Source organism: Sciscionella marina DSM 45152, assembly GCF_000379465.1.
Classification (GTDB): Bacteria; Actinomycetota; Actinomycetes; order Mycobacteriales; family Pseudonocardiaceae; genus Sciscionella; species Sciscionella marina.
Genome location: NZ_KB905409.1, coordinates 1 through 25820, shown reverse-complemented (window position 1 = coordinate 25820; position 25820 = coordinate 1). Strand labels below are relative to the sequence as shown.

Below are 25820 nucleotides of genomic sequence, written 5' to 3'. Positions count from 1 at the left end.
TGGGACAGGCAGGGCGGTGTTCAGCCGACACCGTCCCTCGGTTGAACGGTGCCGGTGCCGGTCACCCTTGGCGGATGGGAGTGGAAATGGTCGATGAACCACTGGCGATCGTCGGTATGGGCTGTCGCTATCCGGGTGGGATCGATTCCCCGGAGCAGTTGTGGCGGGTACTCGAGGACGGCCGTCACGTGAGTTCGGTATTCCCTGCCGACCGCGGCTGGGATCTGGACGCGCTGCGCGATGGGCAGTCCATGGTTGACCGCGGTGGATTCCTGGACGGCGCCGCCGATTTCGATGCCGAGTTCTTCGGTATTTCCCCGCGTGAGGCCGCCGCCATGGATCCGCAGCAGCGGCTGGTGCTGGAGACCGCTTGGGAAACCCTCGAACGGGCGGGCATCGATCCGAACGGCCTCCGGGAAAGCAGCACCGGTGTCTTCCTCGGCGCCGAATCCCGCGACTACGGCCCGCGGCTGCACGAGGCACCCGCGGAGGTGGCTGGGCACCTGTTCACCGGAACCGCGGGCAGTGTCCTTTCCGGACGGGTGGCCTACACCCTCGGCCTGCGCGGCCCGGCGCTCACGGTGGACACCTCGGCCTCGAGTTCGCTGGTAGCCCTGCATCTGGCCGCCACGGCGGTACGGCGGGGCGAATGCACGCTCGCCCTGGCTGGCGGGGTCTCGGTGCTGTCGTTGCCGGGCAACTTCGTCGCCTTCACCGGACTGCGCGGGCTCGCCCCGGACGGCCGCTGCAAGCCGTTCTCCACCGAGGCCGACGGTACCGCGTGGTCCGAAGGCGTCGGGATGCTCGCCGTGGAACCGCTGTCCCGGGCGCGGCGATCGGGACATCCGGTTCTCGCCGTGCTGCGTGGTTCCGCGATCAACTCCGATGGCCCGAGCAGCGGACTGACCGCGCCGGACGGCGAGGCCCAGCAGGCGGTCATCCGGGCCGCGCTCGCCGAGGCCGGGATCCGGCCCGCGGACGTCGATGCGGTGGAGGCGCACGGCACCGGTACTCCGCTCGGCGATGCCACCGAAGCCGGGGCACTGCTTGCCGCCTACGGGAAAGACCGCCCTGCGGACCGGCCGTTGCTCATCGGCTCGGTGAAGTCGAATATCGGGCACACGCTCGCCGCCGCAGGTGTGGCCGGAGTGCTCAAGATCGTGCTGGCGCTGCGGCACGGGCTGCTCCCCGAATCGGTGTCCTACGGCGACCCCATTCCCGCCATCGAATCGGCCGAGGCATTACGGACACTGACCGAACCGCTGCCGTGGAGGGCTTCCGGGCGGCCGCGCCGGGCCGGCGTATCCGGTTTCGGTATCGGCGGCACCAATGCCCATGTCCTCATCGAGGAACCGCCGGCCGAACAGGCACCACCGGTCCAGGACACGGTTCCGGTGCTCGAGGCCGGGATGTTCGCCTGGCCGGTGTCCGGCCACACCTCTGAAACGCTGGCGGCCCAGGCGGGCAGACTGCAGGAATTCGTGCACGGCCGCCCGGACCTCGCCCCCGTGGATGTGGCGTGGTCACTGGTGGCGACGAGGCCGGTGTTCGAACGGCGCGCCGTGGTGCTGGGTGCCGATCGTGCGGAGCTGGCCGATGGGCTCGCCGCGGCGGCGAGCGGACAGCCCGCGGCCGGGCTGGTCACCGGTTCGGCACCGCCGGGCGGCGCGGGCAGGACGGTGTTCGTGTTCCCGGGACAGGGCAGCCAGTGGCTGGGCATGGGGCGGGAACTGGCCCGGTCCTCGCCGGTGTTCGCGGCCCGGCTGGCCGACTGCGCCGCGGCGCTCGGCCCGTACGTGGACTGGTCCCTCGACGAGGTACTGGCCGGTGCCCATGGATTCGAGGCCACGGACGTCGTGCAGCCTGCGTTGTGGGCGGTGATGGTGTCGCTGGCGCAGGTGTGGCGGGCCGTCGGGGTGACGCCGGATGCCGTTGTCGGGCACAGCCAGGGGGAGATCGCCGCTGCCGTGGTGGCGGGGATTCTGTCCCTGGACGATGCCGCCCGCGTGGTCGCCCTGCGCAGCAAGGCGTTGATGGCTCTTGCGGGCCGTGGCGGCATGCTGGCGGTGGAACAAACCGCCGAGACCGTTCGGGAATGGATCAGTCCGTGGCACCCGTGGCTCTCGATCGCAGCCGTGAACGGCCCGCGCGCCACCGTGGTTTCCGGGGAACCGGATGCCTTGCGGGAACTGGCCGAGGCACACGCCGAGGTGCGCACCCGGATGATTCCGGTGGACTATGCCTCGCACTCCGCGCATGTCGAAGAGCTGCACGGGGAGATCCGGACCGCGCTGGCCGGGATCACCCCGGGAGAGGCCGGCATCCCGCTGGTTTCCGCGATGACCGGGGAAACCCTGACCGGCCCGGAGATGGGCGCCGACTACTGGTACGCGAGCCTGCGTGAACCGGTGGAATTCGAGCGGGCGATCCGTGTCCTGGGCGAATCCGGGCACGGGATCTTCATCGAAACCTCGCCGCACCCGGTGCTCACCGCGGCCGTGCTCAACACCTTGGACGGAATCGAGCAGCCGGGAGCCGTACTCGGAACACTGCGCCGCGAGGACGGCGGCGCGGACCGGTTGCTGCGCTCCTTTGCCGAAGCCCAAGTGCGCGGCGCGGCGGTGGACTGGCGGGCGGTTTCGGCCGGCGGTGCGCGCGTCGAACTGCCCACCTATGCGTTCCAGCGGGAGCGTTTCTGGCTCAGTGGCGGGGACTCGGCGCCGGTTACCGCGCCGGTCGCAAGGACGGAACCCGCAGCCGGGCGCCGGGCGGCCGCGCTCGCCGACCCGCTCGATCTGGTGCGTGCCCACGCCGCGGTGATTCTCGGCCACCTCGGACCCGATGCAGTGCGTGTGGACCGGACGTTCAAGGAACTCGGTTTCGACTCGGTGACCACCGTCGAACTGCGCAACCGGCTCGCCGAGGCCACCTCGCTCGCCCTGCCTGCCAGCCTCGCGTTCGATCGGCCGACACCGACCGCGCTCGCCGCCTATCTGCGCGCCGAACTGGGCGGTACCGAGGAACAGCGCACCGAGCCGGTCACCGCTACCGCAGCCGAGGAACCGATCGCGATCCTCGGCATCGGGTGCAAGCTGCCCGGCGGGATCGACGATGCCGAGCAACTGTGGCAGGCGGTCGCGACCGGAGCGGATCTGGTGGGTGAGTACCCGGCCGACCGCGGCTGGGATGTGGACCAGCTGGGAGCCTCCGGTGGCGGGTTCGTGCCCGGTGCCGCCGAATTCGACGCGGGTTTCTTCGGTATCTCCCCGCGCGAGGCGGTGGCCATGGACCCACAGCAGCGGGTGCTGCTCGAGGTGTCCTGGGAGGCCATGGAACGTGCGGGGATAGATCCGCGAACACTGCGCGGCACGGCCGTCGGCGTGTACGCGGGCGCCTTCTCCGCGGATTACGGCGGCGTGGAAGCGGGTGTGCTCGAGGCCGGGGAACGCGGTGGGCATCTGATGACCGGCGTCGCGACCAGCGTGCTCTCCGGCCGGGTCTCCTACACCCTCGCCCTGGAGGGACCGGCGGTCACCGTGGACACCGCCTGTTCCTCCTCACTGGTGGCGCTGCACCTGGCGAGCAGGGCCCTGCGTTCCGGGGAATGCTCGCTTGCCATCGCCGGAGGTGTCACCCTCCATGCGACACCGGAATGGCTGGCCTGGTTCACCAAACAAGGCGGGCTGGCTCCGGACGGCCGCTGTAAGGCGTTCTCGGCCGAGGCCGACGGCATGGGCATGGCCGAGGGGGCCGGGATGGTGGTGCTGGAACGCCTTTCCGAGGCGCGGCGTCACGGTCATCCGGTGCTCGCCGTGATCCGGGGCAGCGCGATCAACTCGGACGGGGCCTCCAACGGGCTGACCGCCCCGAGCGGTCCCGCGCAGCAGCGGGTGATCCGCGCGGCCCTCGCCGACGCCGCCTTGAGCGCCGGTGAGGTGGACGTCGTCGAGGCGCACGGCACGGGCACTCCGCTCGGCGATCCGATCGAGGCGAACGCGCTCCTGGCGACCTATGGCAGCGATCGCACTCCGGAAAACCCGGTACTGCTCGGCACCGTGAAGTCCAATCTCGGGCATCCACAGGCGGCGGCTGGTGTGACCGGGGTGATCAAGATGGTCTCCGCGCTGCGGCGCGGCACCGTCCCCGCGACGCTGCACGCCGACACCCCGACCGCCGATGTGGACTGGTCCGCCGGGAGGCTGCGGATCGTCACCGAAGCGACCCCGTGGCCGGACCAGGGCAGGCCGCGCCGCGCGGGCGTTTCCTCCTTCGGTATCAGCGGCACCAACGCGCACCTGATCCTCGAACAGGCGCCCGCCGAACAGGAACCGCCGGCCCGCACCGGGCAGACGCTGCCGGTGCTCGCCTGGCCGGTGTCCGCACACACCGCCGATGCGGTGCCCGCACAGGCCCGACGGCTGGCTGAGTTCCTCGGCGATTCGCCCGGACTGGACCCAGGGGACGTCGGCCGGTCACTGGCGACCACCCGGGCCGCACTCGAGCATCGGGTGGTCCTGACCGGACAGGACCGGGACACCCTGCTCGACGGTCTCACCGCCGTGGCCGAGGGGGGCGAACCGCTGGGCCTTATCACCGGCACGGCAGGCACTGCGGGCCGGTGCTCCTTCGTCTTCACCGGCCAGGGGGCCCAGCGCCTCGGTATGGGGCGGGAACTGCACGCCGCCTATCCGGTGTTCGCCGAAGCCTTCGACGCGGTGTGTGCCGAGCTGGACAGGCATCTGGAACGGCCGCTCACCTCGGTGGTGCACGGCTCCGAGCCGGAGCTGGCCGACGAAACGATGTGGGCGCAGGCGGGTCTGTTCGCCGTCGAGGTCGCCCTGGTCGAATTGCTGCGGGCGTGGGGGATCGGACCGGACGCGGTCGCGGGGCACTCCATCGGCGAGCTGGCCGCCGCGTACACGGCCGGTGTCTGGTCGCTGGCCGACGCATGCCGACTGGTGGCCGCACGTGGACGACTGATGCAGGCCCTGCCGCGCGGCGGTGCAATGGTCGCGGTGACCGCCACCGAGGAAGCGGCCACCGCCGTGCTCGCGGAGTTCCCCGGGGCCGCGCTCGCCGCCGTGAATGCCCCGGGCTCGGTGGTGCTCTCCGGTACGGAGGCGGCCGTGTCCGGGGCGACGGAGCGGCTCGCCGAAGACGGCGCCCGGACCAGGCGGCTGCGGGTGTCCCACGCCTTCCACTCGCCACTGATGGAGCCGATGCTGGCGGACTTCGCCGAAGTGGCGACCTCGCTGCGCTACCGCGAACCCGGGCTGGCGCTGATTTCCGGGGTCACCGGGCGCCCGGTGAGTGCCGAGGTCACCGAACCCGGTTACTGGGTGCGCCAGGTCCGTGAACCGGTCCGGTTCGCCGACACCGTCGCGATGTTGCGTGAACTGGGCACGCGCACCTTCCTCGAGATCGGCCCGGACGCCGCGCTCACCGCGATGTGCACGCCTGCGGACGGCGAGGAATGGCTGCCGCTTTCCCGGCGCGACCGCCCTGAACCGGACACCCTGGCCGCGGCGGTCGCCGGTGTGCACGTCCGCGGTGGCGAGCTCGACTGGGAGGGCTTCTACCGCGGTTCCGGCGCCCGGTGCGTGGACCTGCCGACCTATGCCTTCCAGCGCGATCGCTATTGGCTGCACGGTGATCCCGCTTCCGGGGACGCCGGTAGCCTCGGTCTCGTGGCCGCCGGACATCCGCTGCTCGGTGCCGCCATCGGGCTCGCCGATGGTGGGGAACTCGTGCTCACCGGCCGCCTCTCTCGCCACAGCCACCCGTGGCTTGGTGACCACGTCGTCGCCGGGGCGGCCATCGTTCCCGGCACGGCACTGGTGGAGATGGCGATCCGCGCCGGTGACGAGACCGGATGCGGCCGGGTCGCCGAGCTAGTGATCGAGAACCCCATGGTGGTCCCGGAACGCGGTGGGCTACGGGTACAGCTCGCCGTCGGTCTCGCCGATGCCGAAGGCCACCGCGCGGTGAGCATCTACTCCCAGCCCGATGATGAGGACCCGGACCGGTCCTGGACCCGTTGCGCCACCGGGGTTCTCGCACCGGCCGAGGAGGGGGCGGCCGATGCTGCCGGTCTGGCCCAGTGGCCCCCGGCGGGTGCGGTCGCGGTGGACTTGTCCGACTTCTATCCAGCTCTGGCCGAACGTGGCCTGAGCTATGGCCCGCTGTTCCAGGGCGTGCGGTCCGCCTGGCGGCGTGGCGAGGAGATCTTCGCCGAGGTCGCCCTGCCCGAGGGCACTCCGGTCGACGGCTTCGGTGTGCACCCCGCCCTGTTCGACGCCGCCCTGCACGGCCTCGTCGCGCTCGGGCCCGGTGCGGGTACTCGGGTTCCGTTCGCCTGGAACGATGTCGTCGTGCACGCCGCGGATGCGGCCGCGGCCAAGGTGCGTATCGCCCCCGCGGGCGACGGGGTTTCGGTCGTGCTTGCCGATGCCGCCGGTACACCGATCGCCTCGGTGGGTTCGCTCGTGCTGCGTGAGCTGACCGCGGAGGCCGTGGACCGGGACACGAGCATCGCCAGGGAGGCGCTGTTCCGCGTGGAATGGCAGGCCGCCGAGTCGGTCGGCGGGGACGCCGATACCGCGGGTTGGGCGCTGCTCGGCCCGGACTCCTGGCTCGGCATCGACGCGCCCCGGTTCGCCGATCCCGCCGAGCTGGTGGCTGCGGTCCGAGCAGGCGCCGAGCTCCCGCACACCGTCGTGGCGTGCCGCCCTGCGCCGGATTCCGCGGTGGACGGGGCGATCGCGGCTCTGGAACTGGTGCAGGCATGGTTCGCCGAAGTGGAGCTGGGGGACGCACGCCTGGTCGTGGTCACCCGGAACGCCATGGACGCCGAACCGGGCGTGCCCGTGCGGATCGCGGAGGCACCGGTCGTCGGTCTGTTGCGCACGGCGGCCACCGAACACCCAGGGAGGCTGGTGCTCGCCGACCTGGACGAACTCGACGGCGCGGCCGCGGCTGTGGTTGCGGGAGCCGGACTCGGGGAGCCGGAATTCGCAGTGCGGGGTGGCGAACTACGCGTGCCCCGGCTGGTCCGGCCGACCGAGGGCCTTGCCCTTCCCGAGCGCGCTGCCGGCAGCGGCGGCTGGGCGCTCGGTTACGTCGAACAGGGCACCCTGGATTCCCTGACCCTGCGCGAAGCGGACAACGCCCGGCCGCTGGAACCGGGCGAGGTCCGGGTGGGACTGCGCGCCTCCGGTGTCAACTTCCGCGATGTCCTCACCGTTCTCGGCGTGTACCCGGGACCGCCAGGGCCCCTGGGGCTCGAGGCGGCGGGCACCGTGCTCGAACTCGGGCCCGGGGTCGACGGGTTCGCCGTTGGTGACGCCGTGGTCGGTGTCTTCACCAGCGCGTTCTCCCCGGTGGCCGTGACCGATGCGCGTTTGCTCGCGCCGAAACCGGCCGGGTGGTCCTGGGCACAGGCGGCCGCGGCACCGGTGGCGTACGCGACCGCTTACCATGCCCTCGTCGACCTTGCCGGTCTCGGTGCGGGCGAATCCGTACTGGTGCACGCGGCCGCCGGTGGGGTCGGTCTCGCCGCCGTCCAGCTTGCCCACCACCTCGGCGCGACAGTGTTCGGCACGGCCAGCCCGGTGAAGTGGCCGGTGATCCGTGCGCACGGCGTCCCAGGGGACCGGCTGTCCTCGTCCCGCACGCTCGATTTCGCGGAGGCATTCCACGCCGCCACGGAGGGGCGCGGTGTCGATGTCGTGCTGAATGCCCTGACCGGTGAGTTCGTCGATGCTTCCGTGCGGCTGCTCGCTCCCGGTGGCCGGTTCGTGGAACTGGGCAAGACCGATCCGCGCGATCCGGCCGAAATCCAGCGGCGGCACGGGGTCTCGTATGCCGCGTTCGATCTGCTGGACGAGGGGGCACCGGTCATCGGGCCGATCCTGGCCGCGTTACGTCCGCTGTTCGCATCCGGTCGGCTGCGGCCGCCGCCGGTCAGCTGCTGGGATGTGCGGCAGGCCGGTGCGGCGTTCCGGCACTTGAGCCAGGGCCGCAATCTCGGCAAGGTCGTGCTGACCATCCCGGCCCCGGCCGATCCGGAAGGTACGGTGCTGGTGACCGGAGCTTCCGGCGGGCTCGGCGGACTGGTCGCCCGCCACGTGATCACCAGCAGGCGGGCCCGGAACGTGGTGCTGACCTCCCGGCGCGGGATGGCGGCCGAGGACATGCCCGCCACGGTGGCCGCGCTGGCCGAAGCCGGTGCCCGGGTGCGGGTGGCGGCCTGTGACTCGGCCGACCGCGACGGTCTGCTCGCCGTGCTCGACGCGATTCCCGATGATGTGCCCCTGAAAGCCGTGGTACACGCGGCGGGGATCCTGGATGACGCCGCACTCGGCTCGCTGAGCGGGGACCGGATGGCATCGGTGATGCGCCCGAAGGTCGACGGCGCATGGCTGTTGCACGAACTGACCGCGGACGCCGAGCTCGACTCCTTCGTGCTGTTCTCGTCCGTCGCCGGGATCTGGGGTACCCCGGGGCAGGGCAATTATGCCGCCGCGAACGCGTTCCTCGATGCGCTCGCGGCGCACCGCCGCCAGCTCGGCCTGCCCGCTACGTCACTCGCGTGGGGGCCCTGGAGCCAGGCTGGTGGCATGGCGGGCACGCTGAGCGCGGCCGACCGCAGGCGGCTCACCCGGAACGGCCTGCTCCCGCTCGGCGACCGCGAAGGACTCGCCCTGTTCGACGCCGCCCTGCGGGTCGGCGAACCGGTGCTCGTCCCGGCCCGGGTCGATGTCACCGGTGCCGCGCCACCGCCGTTGTTGTCCCGGCTCGTCCGCAGGCCCGCCCGGCGCAGCGCAGGGTCCGCGGCGCCCACGCAGGAGCTGGCGGACCGGGTCGGTGCCCTCCCTCCCGAGGAACGGCAACCGGCGGTACTCCGGATCGTGCGCACCGAATCGGCCCTCGTGCTCGGTATGGCCGGCCCGGAGGAAGTGGAGCAGGCGCGGTCGTTCCGGGAGCTCGGGTTCGATTCGCTGACCGCAGTCGAACTGCGCAACCGGCTGGTCACCGCGACCGGTCTGCGCCTCGGGCCGACGCTGACGTTCGACTATCCCACTCCGGATGCGCTCGCCGGCCACCTGCTCGGGGCGATCGGCGAGGAGGAGAAGGCACCGTCCCGCACTTTTTCGGTGATCGATGAACTGGAGTCCCTGCTGACGGCCGCCGAGGACCAGGGAGAGAAAGCCAAGGCCCTGGCCCGCCTGGAGGGGATGCTGCGGGATCTCCGTTCCGGAGAAGGGGTAGCGGCCGATGGTCGGGATCTGGCGGAAGCGACCGATGACGAGATATTCGAGTTCATCGACACCGAGCTCGGCATTTCCGATCCGTGACACCGCGGCTGGTGAGTGATTCGGAAAGGCAAGACCAAGTGACAGCACGCGCGGAGAGGCAGCGGACAGTGTCGGAAAACAATCAGGACAGCGGAACACCGATGGTCGAGTCGGCGCAGTTCCACCGACCGGTCTCGCCGATCGAATGGTGGTTTCTCGGACACCCGGACGATCTCTCGACCTCGACCCAGATTCTGGTCGAGGGCACCGGATGGATTTGCCGAGCACAGCTGACCGCGGCGGTCGAGGTCGCCTCCGCAGCCTGCCCGGGCGCCCGGCTCGTCCGCGATGGGCAGACCTGGGTCGACTCGGGGATCGCCCCGCCGGTACAGGTGCTCGACGGGCGGGAGCTGGCCCCCGCCGAGATACCGCTGCTGCCGGAACTGCAGAGCACGCTCGCCGGTCCCGAGGTGCCCAGCTGTGCGGTCGTACTGATCCAGGGACCGGTCACCACGGTGGCCTTCCGTGCCAATCACGCGGTGATGGACGCGCGGGGAATCGTGTTGTGGGCACTGGATGTCTTCCGGGCACTGCGCGGCGAGGGACCGCTCGGTGCGCCCGATCCGGTCAGTGAATGGGACATCTTCGCCGAGCTGCCCGCTTCCGAGGAACTGGTGATCCCCGGCTACACCAGGACCCCGGTACTCGGCGACTGCGGACCGACCGACCGCACGCGCACGGTGGCCGCGAGGCGCAGCGTGCAGGGCACCCATCCGGGAATCGTGGCGAAGCTGGCCACCGCTTCGGTCGTGGCCGGGGGACTGGACACCGGCCGGTTCTATGTCCCCGTCGATCTGCGCTACCAGCGCCCGGATGCACGGACCACCGCTAACGTGGCGAGTGGCTTCCCCATCGAGGTGTCCGCCGGGGAACCCTGGGAACAGGTGCACGAACGTCTGCTCGGTGCGCTCGCCGACGGTGAGGCGACCCGCAAGGCGCCGCCCGATGAACTGCGCACCCTGCCGATCACCCAGCTCAACGAGGCCATCAACACCATCGACAAGACGGCACGGGAACAGGGATTCCCCTCGCATGCCGTGCTCTCCCACACCGGACGCGTGGACCTCGACGAGTTGCGTGCGCCCGGGTTCACGGCGCACACCGCCTATGAACTGGCGCGTCCTTCCCCGGGCGGTGCCCCGGAACTCATCGTCGTCGAGGTACCGGGCCGTACCGAGATCACCGTGTCCTGGTGGGACGCCCCGGAAACCACCGCGCGGATCGAGGCGCTGCTCGACCGGATCGAGGAGGCGCTTTCCCCACCCGGACAGCAGCCGTGCGGTGGTGTCGAGGCTGCGCTTTCCCTGCCGGACAAGACGAATATCGTGGACCGGTTCGTTCACCAGGTGGCCGCAACTCCGGATGCGGTGGCCGTGGATTCGCCCGAGGGCACGCTCAGCTACGCTGCGCTGGCGCATCGGTCCGCGGTGCTCGCCGCGGAACTGCGGGAACGCGGCGCCGGGCGGGATACGGTGGTCGGGGTGCTCGCCGACCGCTCGGCCGCCGCGGTGGTCGCGATCTGGGGAGTGCTGCGTGCGGGCGCCGCTTATCTGCCGCTCGACTCGAACTATCCCGATGCCCGGATCGCCGAATTGCTGACCGATGCCGATGCCCCGCTCTGTCTGGTGCAGCACCCGCACCGGGAACGCGACTGTCTTGCGGACGGCTGTGTCCCCGTGGTGCTCGAGGATCTGGACTATTCGGAAGAAACGCCGGCAGTGGAGGCCGACATCCGGCCGGAAGACCTGGCCTATGTGATCTACACGTCCGGGTCGACCGGGCGTCCCAAGGGGGTCGAGGTCGTGCACCGCGGCCTGGCCAGCTACGCGCACTGGTCGGTGCGTGCGTTCGGTATCGGCGCGTGCAGCCGCCTGCCGGTCATCGTGTCGCTTTCCTTCGACGTGGCGGGCAACAGCATCCTGCTCGGCCCGCTCGGCGGCGGCACCATCGTCCTGGGACACAACGAGATCAACCACGCCACCCTGCGCGAGCTGTTGACCACCTCCGGCGCCGACACACTCTTTCTCACTCCGTCGCATCTGGATCTGATCGCCCGGCTCGATCTGGCCCCCGAGGGGGTCCGCTCGGTCGTGGTCATCGGCGAGCAACTGCGCCGTTCGGTCGCCGAGCGCGCGCAGCGGATCTTCGGCCCGGACTGCGCGATCGTCAACTGCTATGGGCCGACCGAGATCACCGTCGTGATGACCGCGCACACCTTCGACGAGAACACCGACACCGGGCCCGCCGTGCCGATCGGTGCACCGACGGGCGCCAACACGGTGTATCTGCTCGACTCGTACGGCCGGTTCGTCCCGGAAGGTGAGCAGGGCGAGATCTATCTCGGCGGACCACAACTGGCCCGCGGATACCGTGGTCGTCCGGACCTCGACCAGGAACGGTTCGTACAGCTGACCGACGGGACCCCGGTGTACCGCACTGGGGATATCGCGACCGTGCTGCCCAACGGCGAACTGGAGTTCATCGGGCGCGGTGACGATCAGGTCAAGGTACTCGGCCATCGGATCGAGCCCGCCGAGATCGCGCACGCCCTCGAATCGCACCCGGCGGTCAGCGGCGCGGTGGTGCTTCCCCGCCAGCGTCCCGGCCGGGAGCAGAAGAGCCTGTGCGCCTACGTGATCTGCGCAGCAGAGGTGACTTCCGCCGAACTGAACGAGCATGTGGAGCAACTGCTGCCGAAGTACATGGTGCCCGCGGCGACCGTGCTGGTGGACAGTATTCCGTTGACACCCAACGGAAAGGTCGACGCACGCCGACTGCCGGATCCGTTCCGGCGCGAGCAGGAGACAGTGGACTCGTCTGCCCGGGACGAGTCCACCTGCGCCATCGCGGAGATCTGGGCACGGATCCTGGAGCTGCCCGCGGATCAGATCAGCGATAACGCCGATTTCTACCAGCTCGGCGGCGATTCGGTGCTCCTGCTCGCTATGCTGGCCGCGGTATCCGCGGAGGTGGTCGGTGCCGCGGGCGAGGCACGATTCATGAGCGCCCTACGCGAGATCATCCGGGAACCGAGCCTGGTCAAGGTCAGTGGACTGGCCCGCGAGGCGCGCGAGTCGGTCCCGGCCGTGGAGCTGGAGGTGAGCTCGGCCGAGGCCAGTCGATGAGATCCCCAGAACTCAGGCCAAGCCGTGCTGGTAGGCATAGGCGACCGCTTGGGCGCGATCCCGGAGATTGATCTTGGCCAGCAGGCGGTTGACGTGGCTCTTGACCGTTCCCTCACTGATGACGAGCTTTTCGGCGATCTCGGAGTTGGACAGCCCGGCGGCGATGAGGCCGAGCACTTCGACTTCCCGAGGGGTGAGTTCCTCGGTCGGCGGGGGCGCCGACGGAGGGCTCGGCGCGGCCGTGGTGATGTTGTCGATGAGATGGTGCTGAACGACCGGGTCGATCGCCGCCCGGTTGTCGAGGACCTGTTGGAAGGCTTCGCGGATCTCGGCTCCGCCGGCATCCTTGGTCAGGTAACCGCGGGCACCGGCGCGGAGTGCGTCGAGTACCGACCGGTCATCCGAATAAGTGGTGAGGACGACGACCTCGGCATCCGGGGTTCGCTCACGCAGGATCCTGGTCGCCTCGATGCCACTGCAGCGCGGCATCCGCAGGTCCATCAGGACGATATGGGGGTGGAGCTGCTCGGCCATGGCAACGGCCTCATCGCCGTCCGAGGCGGCTCCCACGACATCGACATCGTGCAGCAGCCCGAGCACCATGGTCAGTCCTTCGCGGACGACTCGCTGGTCGTCGGCGATCAGAACGCGAATCGATTGGGTCATGTCGGCACATCCAGCTGAACGCGGAAGCCGTTGTCGGTGGCCTCGGTCAAGAGCGTACCGCCGAGCAGTTCAGCTCGCTCACGCATGCCCGCCAGTCCGTAGCCATTGCTCTCGCCGGTCGGGTGCGGCCGCGGGTCATCCGCGGCCGCGAAGTCTTCCACGACAAGGCAGGCCGTGTGCTCCGTATAGGCCAGGCGCAACTCGACCCGTTCGGGCTGGGCGTGTTTGGCGACATTGGTGAGGGCTTCCTGGGCGACGCGGTACAGCGCGAGACGGGACTCGGAGCCGAGCTCGTGCTGCTCACCGCAGACGGTCAGGATGCACGGGATGCCCCGGTCCTGCTCGAACTGTGCCGCCAGTGTGGAAAGACGTTCCGGACCGGGGAGCTCGTCGTCGCGAAGTGTGCCGATCGCTCGACGGGCCTCCTCGAGACCAGCTTTGCCGAGATGGTGTGCCCGCTCGATCACCTCGGGAAGGCGTGGATCGCCCGGTTTTTCGGCGGCCATCATCCTGGCGCCCTCGAGCTGGAGCATGAGCCCGGAAAGGGAGTGTGCGAGCACGTCGTGCATTTCCCGGGCGAGGCGCTGGCGTTCGGCCATTCCCGCCGCCTCCGCCTGCGCCGCGCGGCCGCGTTCCAGTTCGGCGAGGAGCTGTTCGGCCTTCTGGTTGGCTTCGCCGAGGCGCATGGCGAGGAACATCATCCCGTAGAAGGCGCTGAGCATGATGGCATTGAGTAGGGCGGAGACGACCGAACCGTGCTGCGCGGTCGCCACGACTGGGCCGAGGAACACCAGAGCGAGTACCGCGAGCGGAATCGAACGGTGCCCGCGCAGGCGCGGTGCGAGCAGGGACAGACCGACGAAAACTCCCGCCACGCCCGATCCGCTCGGTTGCAACCACATCAGCGCCACTGAGGTGGCGATCAGTACTGCGATGAAGCCGATGTGCACGGCGGCCGACTTCATCTGGGTGAGCAGCGCGCCGATCCCGCTGAGAAGGAAGCCGCCAAGGATGACCGAGACGGCGAGGGGGTACCCGTGCAGTCCCGGCCCGGGGTGTGAGTCGAACGCCGTCCAGACGACCACGACCATGACCAGCGGCGCCAGCAGGCGCAGCCAGCGACGTACCCCCGACTCCTGCCGAACCCGGAACGCATCCAGTGCTGCGAACCTCGGCACTGTCGTACGGTCGGCGTTCATCGGCGCAGAATACCGGCGGCTTAGCCTGTTCGGCATCAATCTCGGGTTGTAATCGTGCTTCACCCGGACAGGGAGAACTCTAACGGAGGTTAGAGTTTGCGGCCCCGATGGAATTCTAACCTGGCGCCGATGATTCCGGGGCGTCGACTGCTGCATACTTTGCGTATCGATTCGCACCAGTACAACCGAGGCGGTTTCTGTGCCCAACTGGAACGTCAACGTCCTCTCCGACCGGTCCTCATCGAGTCGGGCCACACCGGATCCTGAGCCGGTGGCCGGGGAATCCGAGAGCCGAAGCCCCGTTCTGCCCGCGATTGCGAAGAAGCCGATCGCCATGATCACGGTGATCGTGGCGATCGTGCATCTCATACTGGCCGCTACCAGCGATTACTGGGTCGACGAGGGCTACATGATCGCCGCGGGCGAATTTCATCCCTCTTTGGGGTACGTCGACCAGCCGCCGGTGGTCCCCATGATCGCCGCCGCGATGCAGTGGCTCGGCCAGGGGTCGTTGTTTGTCGTCCGGCTTCCGGCCGTTGGCGCCACCGTCGCGGGTGTGCTCCTGTCCGCGTTGCTGGCCAGGGAGTTCGGCGGGGGTCGGCGTGCACAGGTCTGGACAGCCTTCGCCTACGCGACCGGGATGTGGATCACACTCGTGGGGCATTGGCTGACGCCGTACAACCTGGAACCCGCGCTGTGGGCGCTGCTGTGCTGGCTGTTGGTCCGCTGGATCCGCCTGCACCGGGCAGGGCGCGCCGACGATCGGTTGTTGCTTCTCCTCGGCGTCGTGATCGGAGTGACCGCGGAGACGAAGTTCCAGCTTTTCCTTTTTTGTGCCGCGCTTTTGGTCAGTGTACTTGCGGTCGGGCCACGGAACTTGTTGCGCCGCCCAAAGTTCTGGGCGGGCGCGCTGATCGCGGCCGTTCTCGCCGTTCCCACCCTGACCTGGCAGGCCATGCACGGCTGGCCGCAGCTCGCGATGGGCGAGTTGGTGAAATCCGATTCCGAAGCGCTTTCCGGTGGCCGCCTCGGGGCGCTGCTGGGCATGGTGGGCTACGCCGGGGTCGTCGGGACGTTGTTGCTGCTCGTTGGTGTGGGGCGGCTGCTGTGCGCCACCGAACTGCGCCCGTACCGGTTGTTCGCCGTGAGTTTCCTCCTGCTTTTCGTGTTCTTCGTGGTCACTTCGGGCCGCCCGTACTACCTGACCGGCTTGTACCCGGTGCTGATGGCGGCGGGCGCGGTCGGGTTCCAGCGCGTCCGCGAGTCGAAGGGCACCAAGTACTCAGTGATCATCACCTGCCTTGCGGTGCCGCTCTCGCTCGCGGGCGCCGCCCTCGCCGGTGTCTGGCTCAGCGCCAGCGCCACCTTGGATGCCCAGTTCGGTGTGCGATCGACCGCCGTGCTTGCGCGCCAGATCGACGCCGGCTATCACCGGATTCCGGAACCACGGCGCGACCACACGGCGGTTCTCACTCAATCGTTCTACGTCGCTGCGTTCAACGATGTCTACCGCACAGCGACCGGGATGCCGGGGGCGTACAGCCCGCACCGTGGCTACGGGTATTTCCCGATTCCCGGGAAGACCATCACCTCGGTCCTGTGGGTCGCGCAGGATCCCGGACAACTGCGTCCATTCTTCGCCGAAATCCGGCCGGTCGCGATCCGCGGGCAGAAAATGTGGTTGTGTGCCGGAAGAACGCGACCGTGGTCGGCGATCTGGCCCGCCATACGCAGGCTGTGAATGTTCAGCTAGTGCGGTTCCGCGGTTGAACAGCGGACGTGTGCACGTGCACAATTGCGTGCGCGCGCCCGATGCGGTTACGTTTCCGGCGATTGGTGCACTCTTCTCTGTTTCCTGCCGAGCGTGGGCACGGCCGGTGCACTGTTCAGCGGGCCGAGAAAGGATCTGTCGTGACGATTCGGGAACCATTGAAACGCGAGGACCTCACTCCGCTTCCGGAGTCTGCGCTGATCGGGAAATACCGGTCGACCACGCCTCCCGAGTTCACCGATCCGGCCGAGGAACGCCGCCACCGCAAGGAGCGTCTCGCCGCGGCGCTTCGCCTGTTCGGGAAGTTTGGCTTCGACGAAGGGGTCGCCGGCCATATCACCGCACGCGATCCGGAGTTCACGGATCACTTCTGGGTCAACCCGTTCGCCGTTCCGTTCCGACTCATCAAGGTCAGTGATCTGCTGCTGGTCGACGAGGAGGGCAACGTTGTCCAGGGCGAGTATCTCGTCAACCGGGCGGCCTTCGTGATCCACTCCGCAGTACACAAGGCGCGCCCGGATGTCGTCGGGGCGGCGCATTCGCATTCCATCTACGGCAAGGCGTTCTCGGGCACCGATCAGCACCTGGAGCCACTCAGCCAGGACGCGTGCGTCTTCTACAACGACCACGCGATATTCGAGGACTACACCGGTCTGGTCAACGAGGTCGAGGAAGGAAAACGGCTCGCCGACACACTTGGTTCCGCCAAGGCGGCCGTGATGCGCAATCACGGCCTGCTGACGGTCGGAACCTCCGTGGAGTCCGCGGCATGGTGGTTCATCACCATGGAACGTTGTGCGCAGGCCCAGCTCATCGCCAAGGCCGCGGGACCGACCAGTCCGGTCAGCCACGAGAACGCGAAACTGACCCATGAACAGTCGGGGCACGAATACGCGGGCTGGATCCAGTTCATCCCGCTGTTCGAACAGATAGCCCGCAGCGAGCGGGATCTGTTCGACTGAACTCGAACCCGGCGAGAATCGAGAGGTTCGCTCATGTACCGGACCCTGATGAGGTCGAAGATTCACCGCGCCACCGTCACCCAGGCGGATCTGCACTATGTCGGCTCGCTCACTGTGAGCAGCGATCTGATGGAGGCAGCGAACCTGGCCCCCAATGAACAGGTCGACGTCGTGGACATCAACAACGGCGCACGACTGTCCACCTACGTCATCGAAGGTTCCGCCGGCACCGGCACCATCGGAATCAATGGCGCGGCGGCACGGCTCATCAGTCCCGGCGACCTCGTGATCGTCATCGCGTACGGGCTGATCGCCGAGGAGGAACTCGCTTCGGCACGGCCACGGGTGGTCTTCGTCGATGAGGACAACCGCATCGTCCGGACGGGCGCGGACCCTGCGGAGGTACCGGAGGAAGTCGGCCTGACCCGTGGGGACGCTCTCCCGAAACCGCTGCGCTGAGCGGAAATGCCGCCGAGACCAGCAACGAACGCCAAGCAGAAAACGGACTCAGCGGCCTGCTTGCTCTGCGGTGCCCGTGGCCGCCACGTGTACGGCAAGAGTCGCCGTGGCTTCGGGTATCATGCGTGCGCTCAAATCGTGGAGCAGCCGGCCGCCGACGAGGCTCTCCTGCTGTGGCTTCAGCGGATGGTCAGCGGCTTGCCTATTGGTGACCAAGTACCAGTGAACCGGGCTGCCGGCAGTCTCAACGAGACGACGGACAGCAGCCTGAGGTGGACCCCGGAAACTGCACGGAGTGATAAGTGGTGGGTTGCTTCGATAATGGCCGGTGAGGCCGAAGGAGTGTCCCCAGATGGCACCACGTCGTAGGCGCAGAAATCATTCGCCGGAGTTCAAGGCGAAGGTGGCCCTGGCTGCGGTCAAGGAGGAGGAGACTCTCGCGTAGTTGGCGGCCCGGTTCGATGTGCACCCGAACCAGATCACCTCGTGGAAGCGGCAGCTGCTCGACTCGGCCGCCGACACGTTCGCTACCGGCGCCGGACAGCGCAGCGATGATTCGGAGGCGAAGCTCAAGGAGCTGTACGCGAAACTCGGCGAGCTGATGATGGAGCGCGATTTTTGAGAACGCGGGCTCGATCGCTTCCGGGAGAGGTGAGGCGGGCCATGATCGGCCGGAATCACGAGCTGCCGGTCACTGCCCAGTGCGCGCTGCTTTCGGTGGCCCGCTCGACGGTCTACTACCAGCCGGAACCGACCTCGCAGCGGGGCGTCGATCTGATGCGGCGCATCGACGAGATCCACCTCGAGCTACCGTTGCTCGGATCCCGACGGATCGTCGACCATCTCGCCGATGAGGGCACCATGGTCAACCGCAAGCATGTGCAGCGGCTGGTGCGTCCCATGGGTCTGGCCGCGTTGTATCCGAAGCGCAAGACCAGCATCCGGGCGCCGGGGCACACGCTCTACCCGTATCTGCTGGGGAACGTGACGATCGACCGGCCGAACCAGGTCTGGTGCGCCGATGTGACGTTCCTGCCGATGGCGGCCGGTTTCCTTTATCTGGTCGCGATCATGGACTGGTGTTCGCGCAAGGTGCTGGCCTGGCGAGTGTCGAACACCATCGACACAACTTTCTGCGTCGAGGCGCTCACCGAGGCCCTGCAGGTCTACGGGCCGCCGGAGATCTTCAACACCGACCAGGGCGCAACGTTCACCGCGCACGCGTTCACCTCGGTGCTCGCCACGGCCGGAGTCAAGATCAGCATGGACGGGCGCGGCCCGTGGATGGACAACGTCATGATCGAACGGCTGTGGCGTTCGATCAAGTACGAGGAGGTCTAGTTACTTCGCCCTGAAAATGTCAGCGCGTGGCGGTCCCGCCGTTGGCTGTGATTGATTGAGAGGATGGCTTCGAACCCTTGGGCTAGAAGGGATCGAGGCCATCGTGCTCTGTACTGTAAACGATCAGCCGACACTGTGGGATGCAATCTTGCCGGTTGAGGCGCTGGTGATGTCAGGCGAGCTGAGCCGGGTGGACGCGTTGCTGGATGATCCGGCGTTCTTCGCACCGTTCGTGCCGCATTTCGATCTGCGGTTCGGTCGCCCGTCGATCCCGATGGAGACCTATCTGCGGCTGATGTTCTTGAAGTTCCGCTACCGGCTCGGCTACGACACGTTGTGCCGGGAGGTCACCGATTCGATCTCCTGGCAGCGTTTCGCGCGCATCCTGCTGGGCACTCGGGTGCCGCATCCGACCACGTTGATGAAGATCACCACCAAGTGCGGAGATGGCACGGTGGCGGCATTGAACGAGGCGCTGCTGGTCAAGGCCGCGAACGCGAAGCTGCTGCGCACCAATCGGGTCCGCGCGGACACCACCGTGGTGGGTGCCGATGTCGCCTACCCGACCGACTCCGGCCTATTGGCCAAGGCGGTCGGGCAGATCTCGCGCACAGTGAAGCGGATCAAGGCAGCCGGTGGCGCGACCCGCACCCGCACGCAGGACCGGCGCCGCGCGGCCGGACGCCGGGCTCGGACGATCGCCGGGAAGCTGAAACTGCGTGGCGCGCAGGCCCGGGACGAGGCGCAGGCCACGGTCCGGCGGATCACCAGCGAGCTGGCCGACCTGGCGCAGACCGCGATGCGCGAAGCCGCCGATGTGCTGCGCAACGGCAAGCGGGCAGTTCGGCGCGCGAGTGGGCAGCGCAAAGGTCAGCTGCGCCGGGCACTGGATGATCTGGTCACCATCGTCGAGCGCACCGGCCGGGTCGTGGGTCAGGCCCGCAGCCGCGTCGGCGGCGTGATGCCCGAATCAGCCATGCGGCTGGTCAGCCTCCACGACCCGGACGCCCGGCCGATCCGCAAGGGCCGGCTCGGCATCCCGGTCGAGTTCGGCTACAAGGCTCAGATCGTGGACAACGACGACGGCGTGATCCTCGACCACAACGTCGAGGTCGGCAATCCGGCCGACGCGCCGCAACTCGCCCCCGCGATCGAACGGATCACCCGCCGCATCGGCAAGGTTCCCCGCGCGGTGACCGCGGACCGCGGTTACGGCGAGACCAAGGTCGAGAACGACTTGCACGACATCGGTGTCCGGCAGGTCGCGATCCCGCGCAAGAGCAAACCCGGCGCAGCGCGCCGCGAGCTCGAACATCGCCGAGCGTTCCGCGAGAAGGTCAAGTGGCGCACCGGCTGCGAGGGCCGCATCAACCACATCAAACGCAGCCACGGCTGGAACCGCACCGAACTGATCGGGATTGACGGCGCCCGAATCTGGTGCGGACACGGCATCCTTGCCCACAACCTGGTCAAGCTCGGGGCGCTGAGCGAATGAAACCGCCGACCCGAGCACCTCCGATCAAGATCGGACCCGACATCAGATGATCGGCGCCCGTCGCTGTCGACGCCACACTCACGACAAACCGTTTTTCAGGGCGAAGTAGCTAGTGCTAGCCCTGCCAGGCTGAGGGAACTCCACGAGATCACGGGTCTGGAATGGGATCGGATTGTCCCTGAGCAGGGCGTGGGATGGCTTTCTCGGTCATAGTTTTGGTAACGCCACGAGCCACGCTTTTAGCATCTTCGCACGGATCGCTACCAGGGGCCACTAAAACCAGAATATTGACCACATCCCGGTCGTTCATTCCAACTGAATAGGAACAAGATCCTTGCTTCTCTTGTCCGGTATCGAGGTTGCTGATCACAGACGGATAGCCATTTATCGGCGGTTGTGGCTCGAACCTGTGGTACTTTCGCTTGTCCGCGTAGAGGTCGCTAAGGCCGCCAGATTTGGGGATGAAGAATAAATGTACCGCCGCGTCATGGGGGCCATTCCAGGTGCATGTCGGCCCGCCAGAAACGTCGTCAGGTTTGCCGTGTTCTTCGAGTCCGAGCGTTTCAATTTGGTCTGTGGTCAGGCTGTTGCACGGGTGTGCTTTGAAGTATGACGTACTGATGGGATGAAGAACTTTGGGTGCACCGTGGTCGGGTAGCTTCCCGGGCGGTTTCTCGGTTTCGTGAACTGTGGCGCAACCTGTGAGTACCAGAGCTGTCGCCGTGGTGAGTACCGGACCGTACTTGCGAAGCGTGGGGGACATGAGATTTTCTTTCTGCATCAGCGGCTCGTGCTGGTCACTGGGACGGGTGCCACGGTTCAGTGGCGCCGAGGTGTCTGCTGCCATCGCGCCGGTGGTAAGGACTGCGGGATCGATGATGTTGAGAACGACAACCGGGCCTAGCAGGGCGCGTCACAGGGCAGGTTCCAGGACAGCGGCGGCAGATCCGGATCGTCGAGCCACACCCGTTGCACCTCGAGCTCGATGGTCATGCCCAGGCGCTCCCACCCGGGCCGGATGAGTTCGGTCCAGCGAGCATGATTCTCCTCGAACGTGGACCAGATAGGGGTCGGTCCTGCCTCGATGACGGTCCTGCGGCCGTGGCTGTCGGGGGTGAGTGCGATGTGCGCCCATGAGCCGTCCGGTGCGGTGATTCTCGCGTCAAGGTCGTTGTGGATGTTGGGCACGATCCCCGTATTCAGCCCTGGGATTGCAAGGGTGGTCCAGAACCAGGGATGGGACAGATCCGCCAGGGTTCGCCTGGCTGTTCCGGCACTGCGCTCGAACGCTCGACACCGCCGGACGCCAGACTGTGCGGTGGGTCGGGCTCTGCCTCTGGTTGGTCCGCGACGGATGCGCGCAGGGGCATAAACCGGCTGACGTAGTGGGTGAATCGGCCGATCAGGGTATCGCCGCGCTTTTCCAGTAGTACCAGGTTTCCCGATGGATCCGGATGGAGGCAGGCAAGGAGTCGGCCGCCTTCGGTGAGTTGGTTGGCCCAGGTTCTCGGGATCCGCGGTGTCGACCCGGTCGCGATGATCTTGTCGTACGGTGCTTGTTCGGCGAGCCCGTGGATGCCGTTGCCGATTCGTACGGTCGGATTCAGCCCGATGCTCATCAGCCGTAGTTTCGCTAAAGCGGCTAGTGAGTCGTCGATGTCGATCGATTGGATGCGATGCGGTCCGAACCGGTAGGTCAGCAGCGCGGTCTGGTATCCGCTGCCGGTGCCGATCTCCAGAACGCGGTCGTCGGCGTCGATCTGTAGCGATTCCAGCATGCGCGCGATGAGGTCGGGCTTGGTGGCGGTCACGATGGGCAGACCGGCCTCGTTCACCTTGATGACCAGCGTGGTCGTCGAGTAGGCTCCGGCGAGATCGTTGATCGTGTCGTGGGGTCTCCATTCCAGGTCGTCGTCCGGGCGGAGCTCTTTGGGCACGAACAGGTGTCGGGGCACGTTGCTGATCGCATTGAACCAGCCATGGTCGTGCAGGATGTCCTCACGGTGGAGCCGGACGGCGAGGTTCCGTGCGTGGTCTTTCCAGGTCGTCATGCACCACCCCGAGGGTTGTGGGTGCTCGGACCGCCCGCGTGTTTCCCTGTGGCCCCTGCGGGCGGGCCGAGCACCCCCCAGTCCGTGACCGCCACGCTGCGGCACGGAATCCTTGTCATTGCGCGAAAACGTTGCCATTCGGCGAAAACGCGCTGTCCGCCATCGGGGCGCGTCGCCCCGTTCCCTGCCGTGCAGGACGCTGCGAGGTTCCTGGCAGACCGGAGCCGGCATCGTGTTCTTGACGCCTGGCGTCCACGTAGGCGAGCGCGCGCGGAGACCCCTACGACCGGCGGAGGCAGAAACGAATTCATGCTGTGGCGCGAGTTTTTCGGCGGGGCGACGACCATGTGGGGTGACCGCGTCGTTCGGCACCGATGATGTGACCATAAGAGTCACTCGGTTTCGCCGAGTTCTCGACGGATGGTGCGGATGTCGTGTCGGACTCGCTGTTGGTCGGTGACGATCTCGATGATCCAGCTCCGTGCGTGGCACATGGCGCAGGCCATCTCCAGGTCCTGGTTGAGCTCTGTGAGTTCGTTTTCGAGCCCGGCCAGGATCCGGCGCAGCCTTGCCGGGCTGGTGCGGCGCGCGGATCGCTCGAGGGATTCCTGGGGGACTGCTTCAGTGGTGGGTAGGCCTGGTCGGGCTTCCAGCAGGGCGGACATGGTGGGTTCCTTCGGGAATGCTGTGTCTCGGCGGAGTTCGTGCGGGATCGGATGCTCGGGTTGCGAGGCCCACCCGCGCAGGCCTGGTGCGCTGGGTCCTGCGGGTGGGCCTCGTCCGCGGCATCGCCGACGTGGTCGGGTGCACGTCTTCGGCGTTGGAGCCGCGGGGCGGAACCCGTCCCTATGCGGGAGGTGGGGCGGGTTCCGCCAGTTGGCGACGATCCGGTCGCTCCCGGGAAATCAGGATGGGGTCAGATCTTTCCCGGGCTCGGGGTAGCGTTCGCGGTCGTCGCGGGTGGAATCCGGCCGGTACGAACGGGGAAGGTCATCGCCCGCACCGGCCGGGGTATCAGGTGATCAGCATCGGATTCCTCCTGGTCACCAAGCTCTGTTCCGTCCGTACTTCAAGTCCGCCTTGTGCGCGTGCCGTGGCGGTTCCGGCCAGCAGAGGGAGCAATGAGCCCACGGTGGCCGTGGCAATTGGGCGCCAAGGTCGTCGAGGATCGCGCCGCATCTGGCGATGCGGAATCGGCGCCCGCGGATCGCCAGGTCCGACCACGTTGGGTCGATGCGGTGTAACAGTGGACGGAACACGCCAGGCAGGCATGCGGCCGCACCGAGTGGTTCGGTGTCCGCCTCGTCGTCCAGCACGGGTGTCACCGTCTTTGCGTGTCGTTCCCGCCATTGGGTATCGCCTCGATGTTCATTGCCGGGCTAGCGCCTCCATGCCCCTCGCTGCACCTTGTGGAGTCCACGCTGTGCGAGGTTCGAGTAGGCCCCGGAGATGCCGCCTGTTCAGCGTCGACGATGCGGAGGGGCCGGGTTCAGCGCCTCACGCTCGTCGACAGGTATACAATCTAAGATGTATTACCTCGAAGCTGTATGCTCTGCATGTCTGTATACTATACAGCTGATGGGGTATGCGGGAAACCCTGTATCCATGCCCCAAATGGGTGAAGTCGTTGCCACCTCGATAAATTGGGGCAAGGCCTGGAATGGAAGGGTGTACGGCGTGGAACTCACGATGATGCCCGCGGTCGCTCGCCGTGTGATCGGCTATCAGCTGCGGCGCTACCGGCAGCTGTGCACCAGGCCTGACGGCACCGAGATGTCCCAGGCCGAGGCAGCCAAACAGGCTCATCCCAATCGGGGGTGTAGGAGTTGGGGTCTGAAGCCGCCGGTCTCGAGCAGGCTTCGGGCGATGTAGTTGGTCAGGTTGCGGAACCCGAGTGCGGAGCCGCGCAGGTGTTCGAGCCGTCCGTTGAGCGCCTCGGTCGGCCCGTTGCTGGTGCCGGGTCGTTCGAAGTAGGCGAGCACGTCGGCGGCTCGCTTCTTCAGGGTCCGGCCCAGGGTGGTGAGCTCGGTGAGCACCTTGGGGACGCCGGCGCTGAGGTCGGTGATCAGCTTCTCCATGAGCTCGCGGCCACGTTGCCGGTCCTCGTGGCGATAGGCGGCGATCATGCGCTGGTAGACACCCCAGGTCGCCTCGACCTCGACGTGAGCGTCATCAACGAACAGCGCGCGTAGCCTGTCGCTCTGCTTGTCGGTGAGCAGGTCCGCGCCGGTGTGCAGCGTGCGCCGCGACTTGTAGAGCGGGTCGTCCCTGAACCCACGGTGCCCGTGGATCGCGAGTTGGACCCGGCGCCGGCACCTGTCGAGGGCGTCACCGGCCAGGCGCACGACGTGGAAGGGATCCATCACCGTGACCGCGTCCGGGATCTCCTCCGCAGCGGCGGTCTTGAACCCGGTGAAGCCGTCCATCGCGACCACCTCGACCGCGTCACGGAAGGCGTCGTCGCGGTCGGCGAGCCAGGTCTTGAACGCCGCCTTCGACCGGCCCTCGACCATGTCCAGCAGCCTTGCTGGGCCGGCGCCATCGCGGACCGGGGTGAGGTCGATGATCACGGTGACGTACTTGTCGCCACGCCTGGTGTGGCGCCAGACGTGCTCATCGACGCCAATGACCTTCACGCCCTCGAACCGCGTGGGGTCGTTGATCAGCAGCCGATTGCCTTCGGCCAGGACCGCGTTGTTGGCGGTGTCCCACGCGACCCCGAGTCCCTCGGCGACACGGGCGACGGTGAGGTGTGCGACCACGATCCCTTCCAGCGCCCACCGCAACCCGGTGCGCGAGAGCTTCGCGCGTGGCTCCGCCGCGGCGCTGGTGTCTTGGCGCCACACGTGTCCGCAGTCGGCACAGCGGTAGCGGCGCACTACAACTTCCAGCACGGTCGGTCGCCAGCCCAGCGGCTCGTGGGCCAACCGCCGGATCACGGTGTCACGAGCAGCGCCTTCGCTGCCGCACCGTCGGCAAGACTGATCTGGTTCCACCACGCGGCACGCGAGGACCGCACGATCCGGTTCAAGTCGTTGCCCGGTCACGCTCAGACCGAGGCCGTCGAGTCGAGCGAAGGCGGTCAGGTCAGGGCGGCCGAAGCCGGCCGGCGGGGTAGCGTCGGACACGTCGAGGTCTTTCGGATGGATGGCGTAGGAACCTCCATCGTCGGGAGACCTCGACGTCTATCTGCGGACCGACGCGCCCGGCCGACCTACACCCTCATCTGGGAAGAGCCCGCAAAGCCGACGTGATTAGGTCGTCGGTTCGATTCCGACAGGCGGCTCCGGCGAACCGCCCCTGACCTGCGCAAACGCAGGGCAGGGGCGGTTCGGTTCTGGTGGTCGCGTGACCGCGGCCAGTGAATGATCCCCAGTGGCGGCCGTTTATGGCCC

At 67.8% G+C, this 25820-nt stretch carries 12 protein-coding genes and 3 pseudogenes; 8 read left to right on the top strand and 7 right to left on the bottom strand.

The window, feature by feature from the left end; translation table 11 throughout:
* Positions 1-95: 95 nt before the first annotated feature.
* Positions 96-9356: pseudogene (locus A37U_RS53155) on the top strand (type I polyketide synthase); the annotation flags it as partial.
* Positions 9357-9424: 68 nt separating this feature from the next.
* On the top strand, positions 9425-12481 hold the full coding sequence (locus A37U_RS45840; protein ID WP_020500172.1) for a non-ribosomal peptide synthetase: 3057 nt from the start codon (positions 9425-9427) through the stop codon (positions 12479-12481).
* A 12-nt stretch (positions 12482-12493) separates the two neighbouring features.
* Here the strand turns inward: A37U_RS45840 and A37U_RS0128945 are convergent, their stop codons facing one another.
* Positions 12494-13147 carry a response regulator gene (locus A37U_RS0128945; RefSeq protein WP_020500171.1) on the bottom strand — a complete coding sequence of 218 codons (654 nt, stop codon included), beginning with the start codon at positions 13145-13147 and terminating at the stop codon, positions 12494-12496.
* Entirely contained in the window at positions 13144-14346 is a 1203-nt protein-coding gene (locus A37U_RS0128940) for a sensor histidine kinase (protein WP_020500170.1), read from the bottom strand. The genes A37U_RS0128945 and A37U_RS0128940 overlap by 4 nt, the downstream gene beginning before the upstream one ends.
* A 334-nt stretch (positions 14347-14680) precedes the next feature.
* Between A37U_RS0128940 and A37U_RS0128935 the strand changes: the two genes are divergently transcribed.
* The 6 genes and pseudogenes from A37U_RS0128935 to A37U_RS50280 all read left to right on the top strand — a co-directional run bounded on the left by A37U_RS0128935 (position 14681) and on the right by A37U_RS50280 (position 20374).
* Complete coding sequence (locus A37U_RS0128935) at positions 14681-16087, top strand: ArnT family glycosyltransferase (RefSeq protein ID WP_157183091.1); 1407 nt, start codon at positions 14681-14683, stop codon at positions 16085-16087.
* Between the two features lie 170 nt (positions 16088-16257).
* Positions 16258-17079 carry a class II aldolase/adducin family protein gene (locus A37U_RS0128930; protein ID WP_020500168.1) on the top strand — a complete coding sequence of 274 codons (822 nt, stop codon included), beginning with the start codon at positions 16258-16260 and terminating at the stop codon, positions 17077-17079.
* Between the two features lie 33 nt (positions 17080-17112).
* Positions 17113-17538, top strand: a complete 426-nt coding sequence (panD, locus tag A37U_RS0128925; RefSeq protein WP_020500167.1) for an aspartate 1-decarboxylase — start codon at positions 17113-17115, stop codon at positions 17536-17538.
* A gap of 352 nt (positions 17539-17890) precedes the next feature.
* Positions 17891-18041, top strand: a pseudogene (locus A37U_RS55100) (transposase); the annotation flags it as partial.
* A 160-nt stretch (positions 18042-18201) separates the two neighbouring features.
* Positions 18202-18870: pseudogene (locus A37U_RS51025) on the top strand (IS3 family transposase); the annotation flags it as partial.
* 112 nt (positions 18871-18982) lie between these two features.
* On the top strand, positions 18983-20374 hold the full coding sequence (locus A37U_RS50280; protein WP_476707425.1) for an ISNCY family transposase: 1392 nt from the start codon (positions 18983-18985) through the stop codon (positions 20372-20374).
* Between the two features lie 148 nt (positions 20375-20522).
* Here A37U_RS50280 and A37U_RS50275 read toward each other — a convergent pair whose 3' ends face one another.
* The 5 genes from A37U_RS50275 to A37U_RS0128890 form a co-directional block, all read right to left on the bottom strand.
* A complete protein-coding gene (locus tag A37U_RS50275) occupies positions 20523-21221 on the bottom strand; it encodes a DUF3558 domain-containing protein (RefSeq protein WP_083933955.1) in 699 nt (232 codons plus the stop codon).
* Between the two features lie 53 nt (positions 21222-21274).
* Positions 21275-21562: a hypothetical protein gene (locus A37U_RS0128905; RefSeq protein ID WP_026197716.1), complete on the bottom strand. Its 288-nt coding sequence runs from the start codon at positions 21560-21562 to the stop codon at positions 21275-21277.
* 11 nt (positions 21563-21573) lie between these two features.
* Positions 21574-22797 carry a protein-L-isoaspartate O-methyltransferase family protein gene (locus tag A37U_RS0128900; RefSeq protein WP_157183089.1) on the bottom strand — a complete coding sequence of 408 codons (1224 nt, stop codon included), beginning with the start codon at positions 22795-22797 and terminating at the stop codon, positions 21574-21576.
* Between the two features lie 20 nt (positions 22798-22817).
* The gene (locus A37U_RS0128895; RefSeq protein WP_020500163.1) at positions 22818-23090 is read right to left on the bottom strand and encodes a hypothetical protein; all 273 of its coding nucleotides are present in this window, start codon (positions 23088-23090) and stop codon (positions 22818-22820) included.
* A gap of 1137 nt (positions 23091-24227) precedes the next feature.
* On the bottom strand, positions 24228-25553 hold the full coding sequence (locus A37U_RS0128890) for an ISL3-like element ISPfr2 family transposase (RefSeq protein WP_026197714.1): 1326 nt from the start codon (positions 25551-25553) through the stop codon (positions 24228-24230).
* Between the last annotated feature and the right edge of the window lie 267 nt (positions 25554-25820).

Coding starts and splice junctions, on each gene's coding strand:
- A37U_RS0128945 (WP_020500171.1), bottom strand. CDS start 13,147: ATGACCCAATCGATTCGCGTTCTGATCGCCGACGACCAGCGAGTCGTC.
- A37U_RS0128940 (WP_020500170.1), bottom strand. CDS start 14,346: ATGAACGCCGACCGTACGACAGTGCCGAGGTTCGCAGCACTGGATGCG.
- A37U_RS0128935 (WP_157183091.1), top strand. CDS start 14,681: ATGATCACGGTGATCGTGGCGATCGTGCATCTCATACTGGCCGCTACC.
- panD (WP_020500167.1), top strand. CDS start 17,113: ATGTACCGGACCCTGATGAGGTCGAAGATTCACCGCGCCACCGTCACC.
- A37U_RS50275 (WP_083933955.1), bottom strand. CDS start 21,221: ATGGCAGCAGACACCTCGGCGCCACTGAACCGTGGCACCCGTCCCAGT.
- A37U_RS0128895 (WP_020500163.1), bottom strand. CDS start 23,090: ATGTCCGCCCTGCTGGAAGCCCGACCAGGCCTACCCACCACTGAAGCA.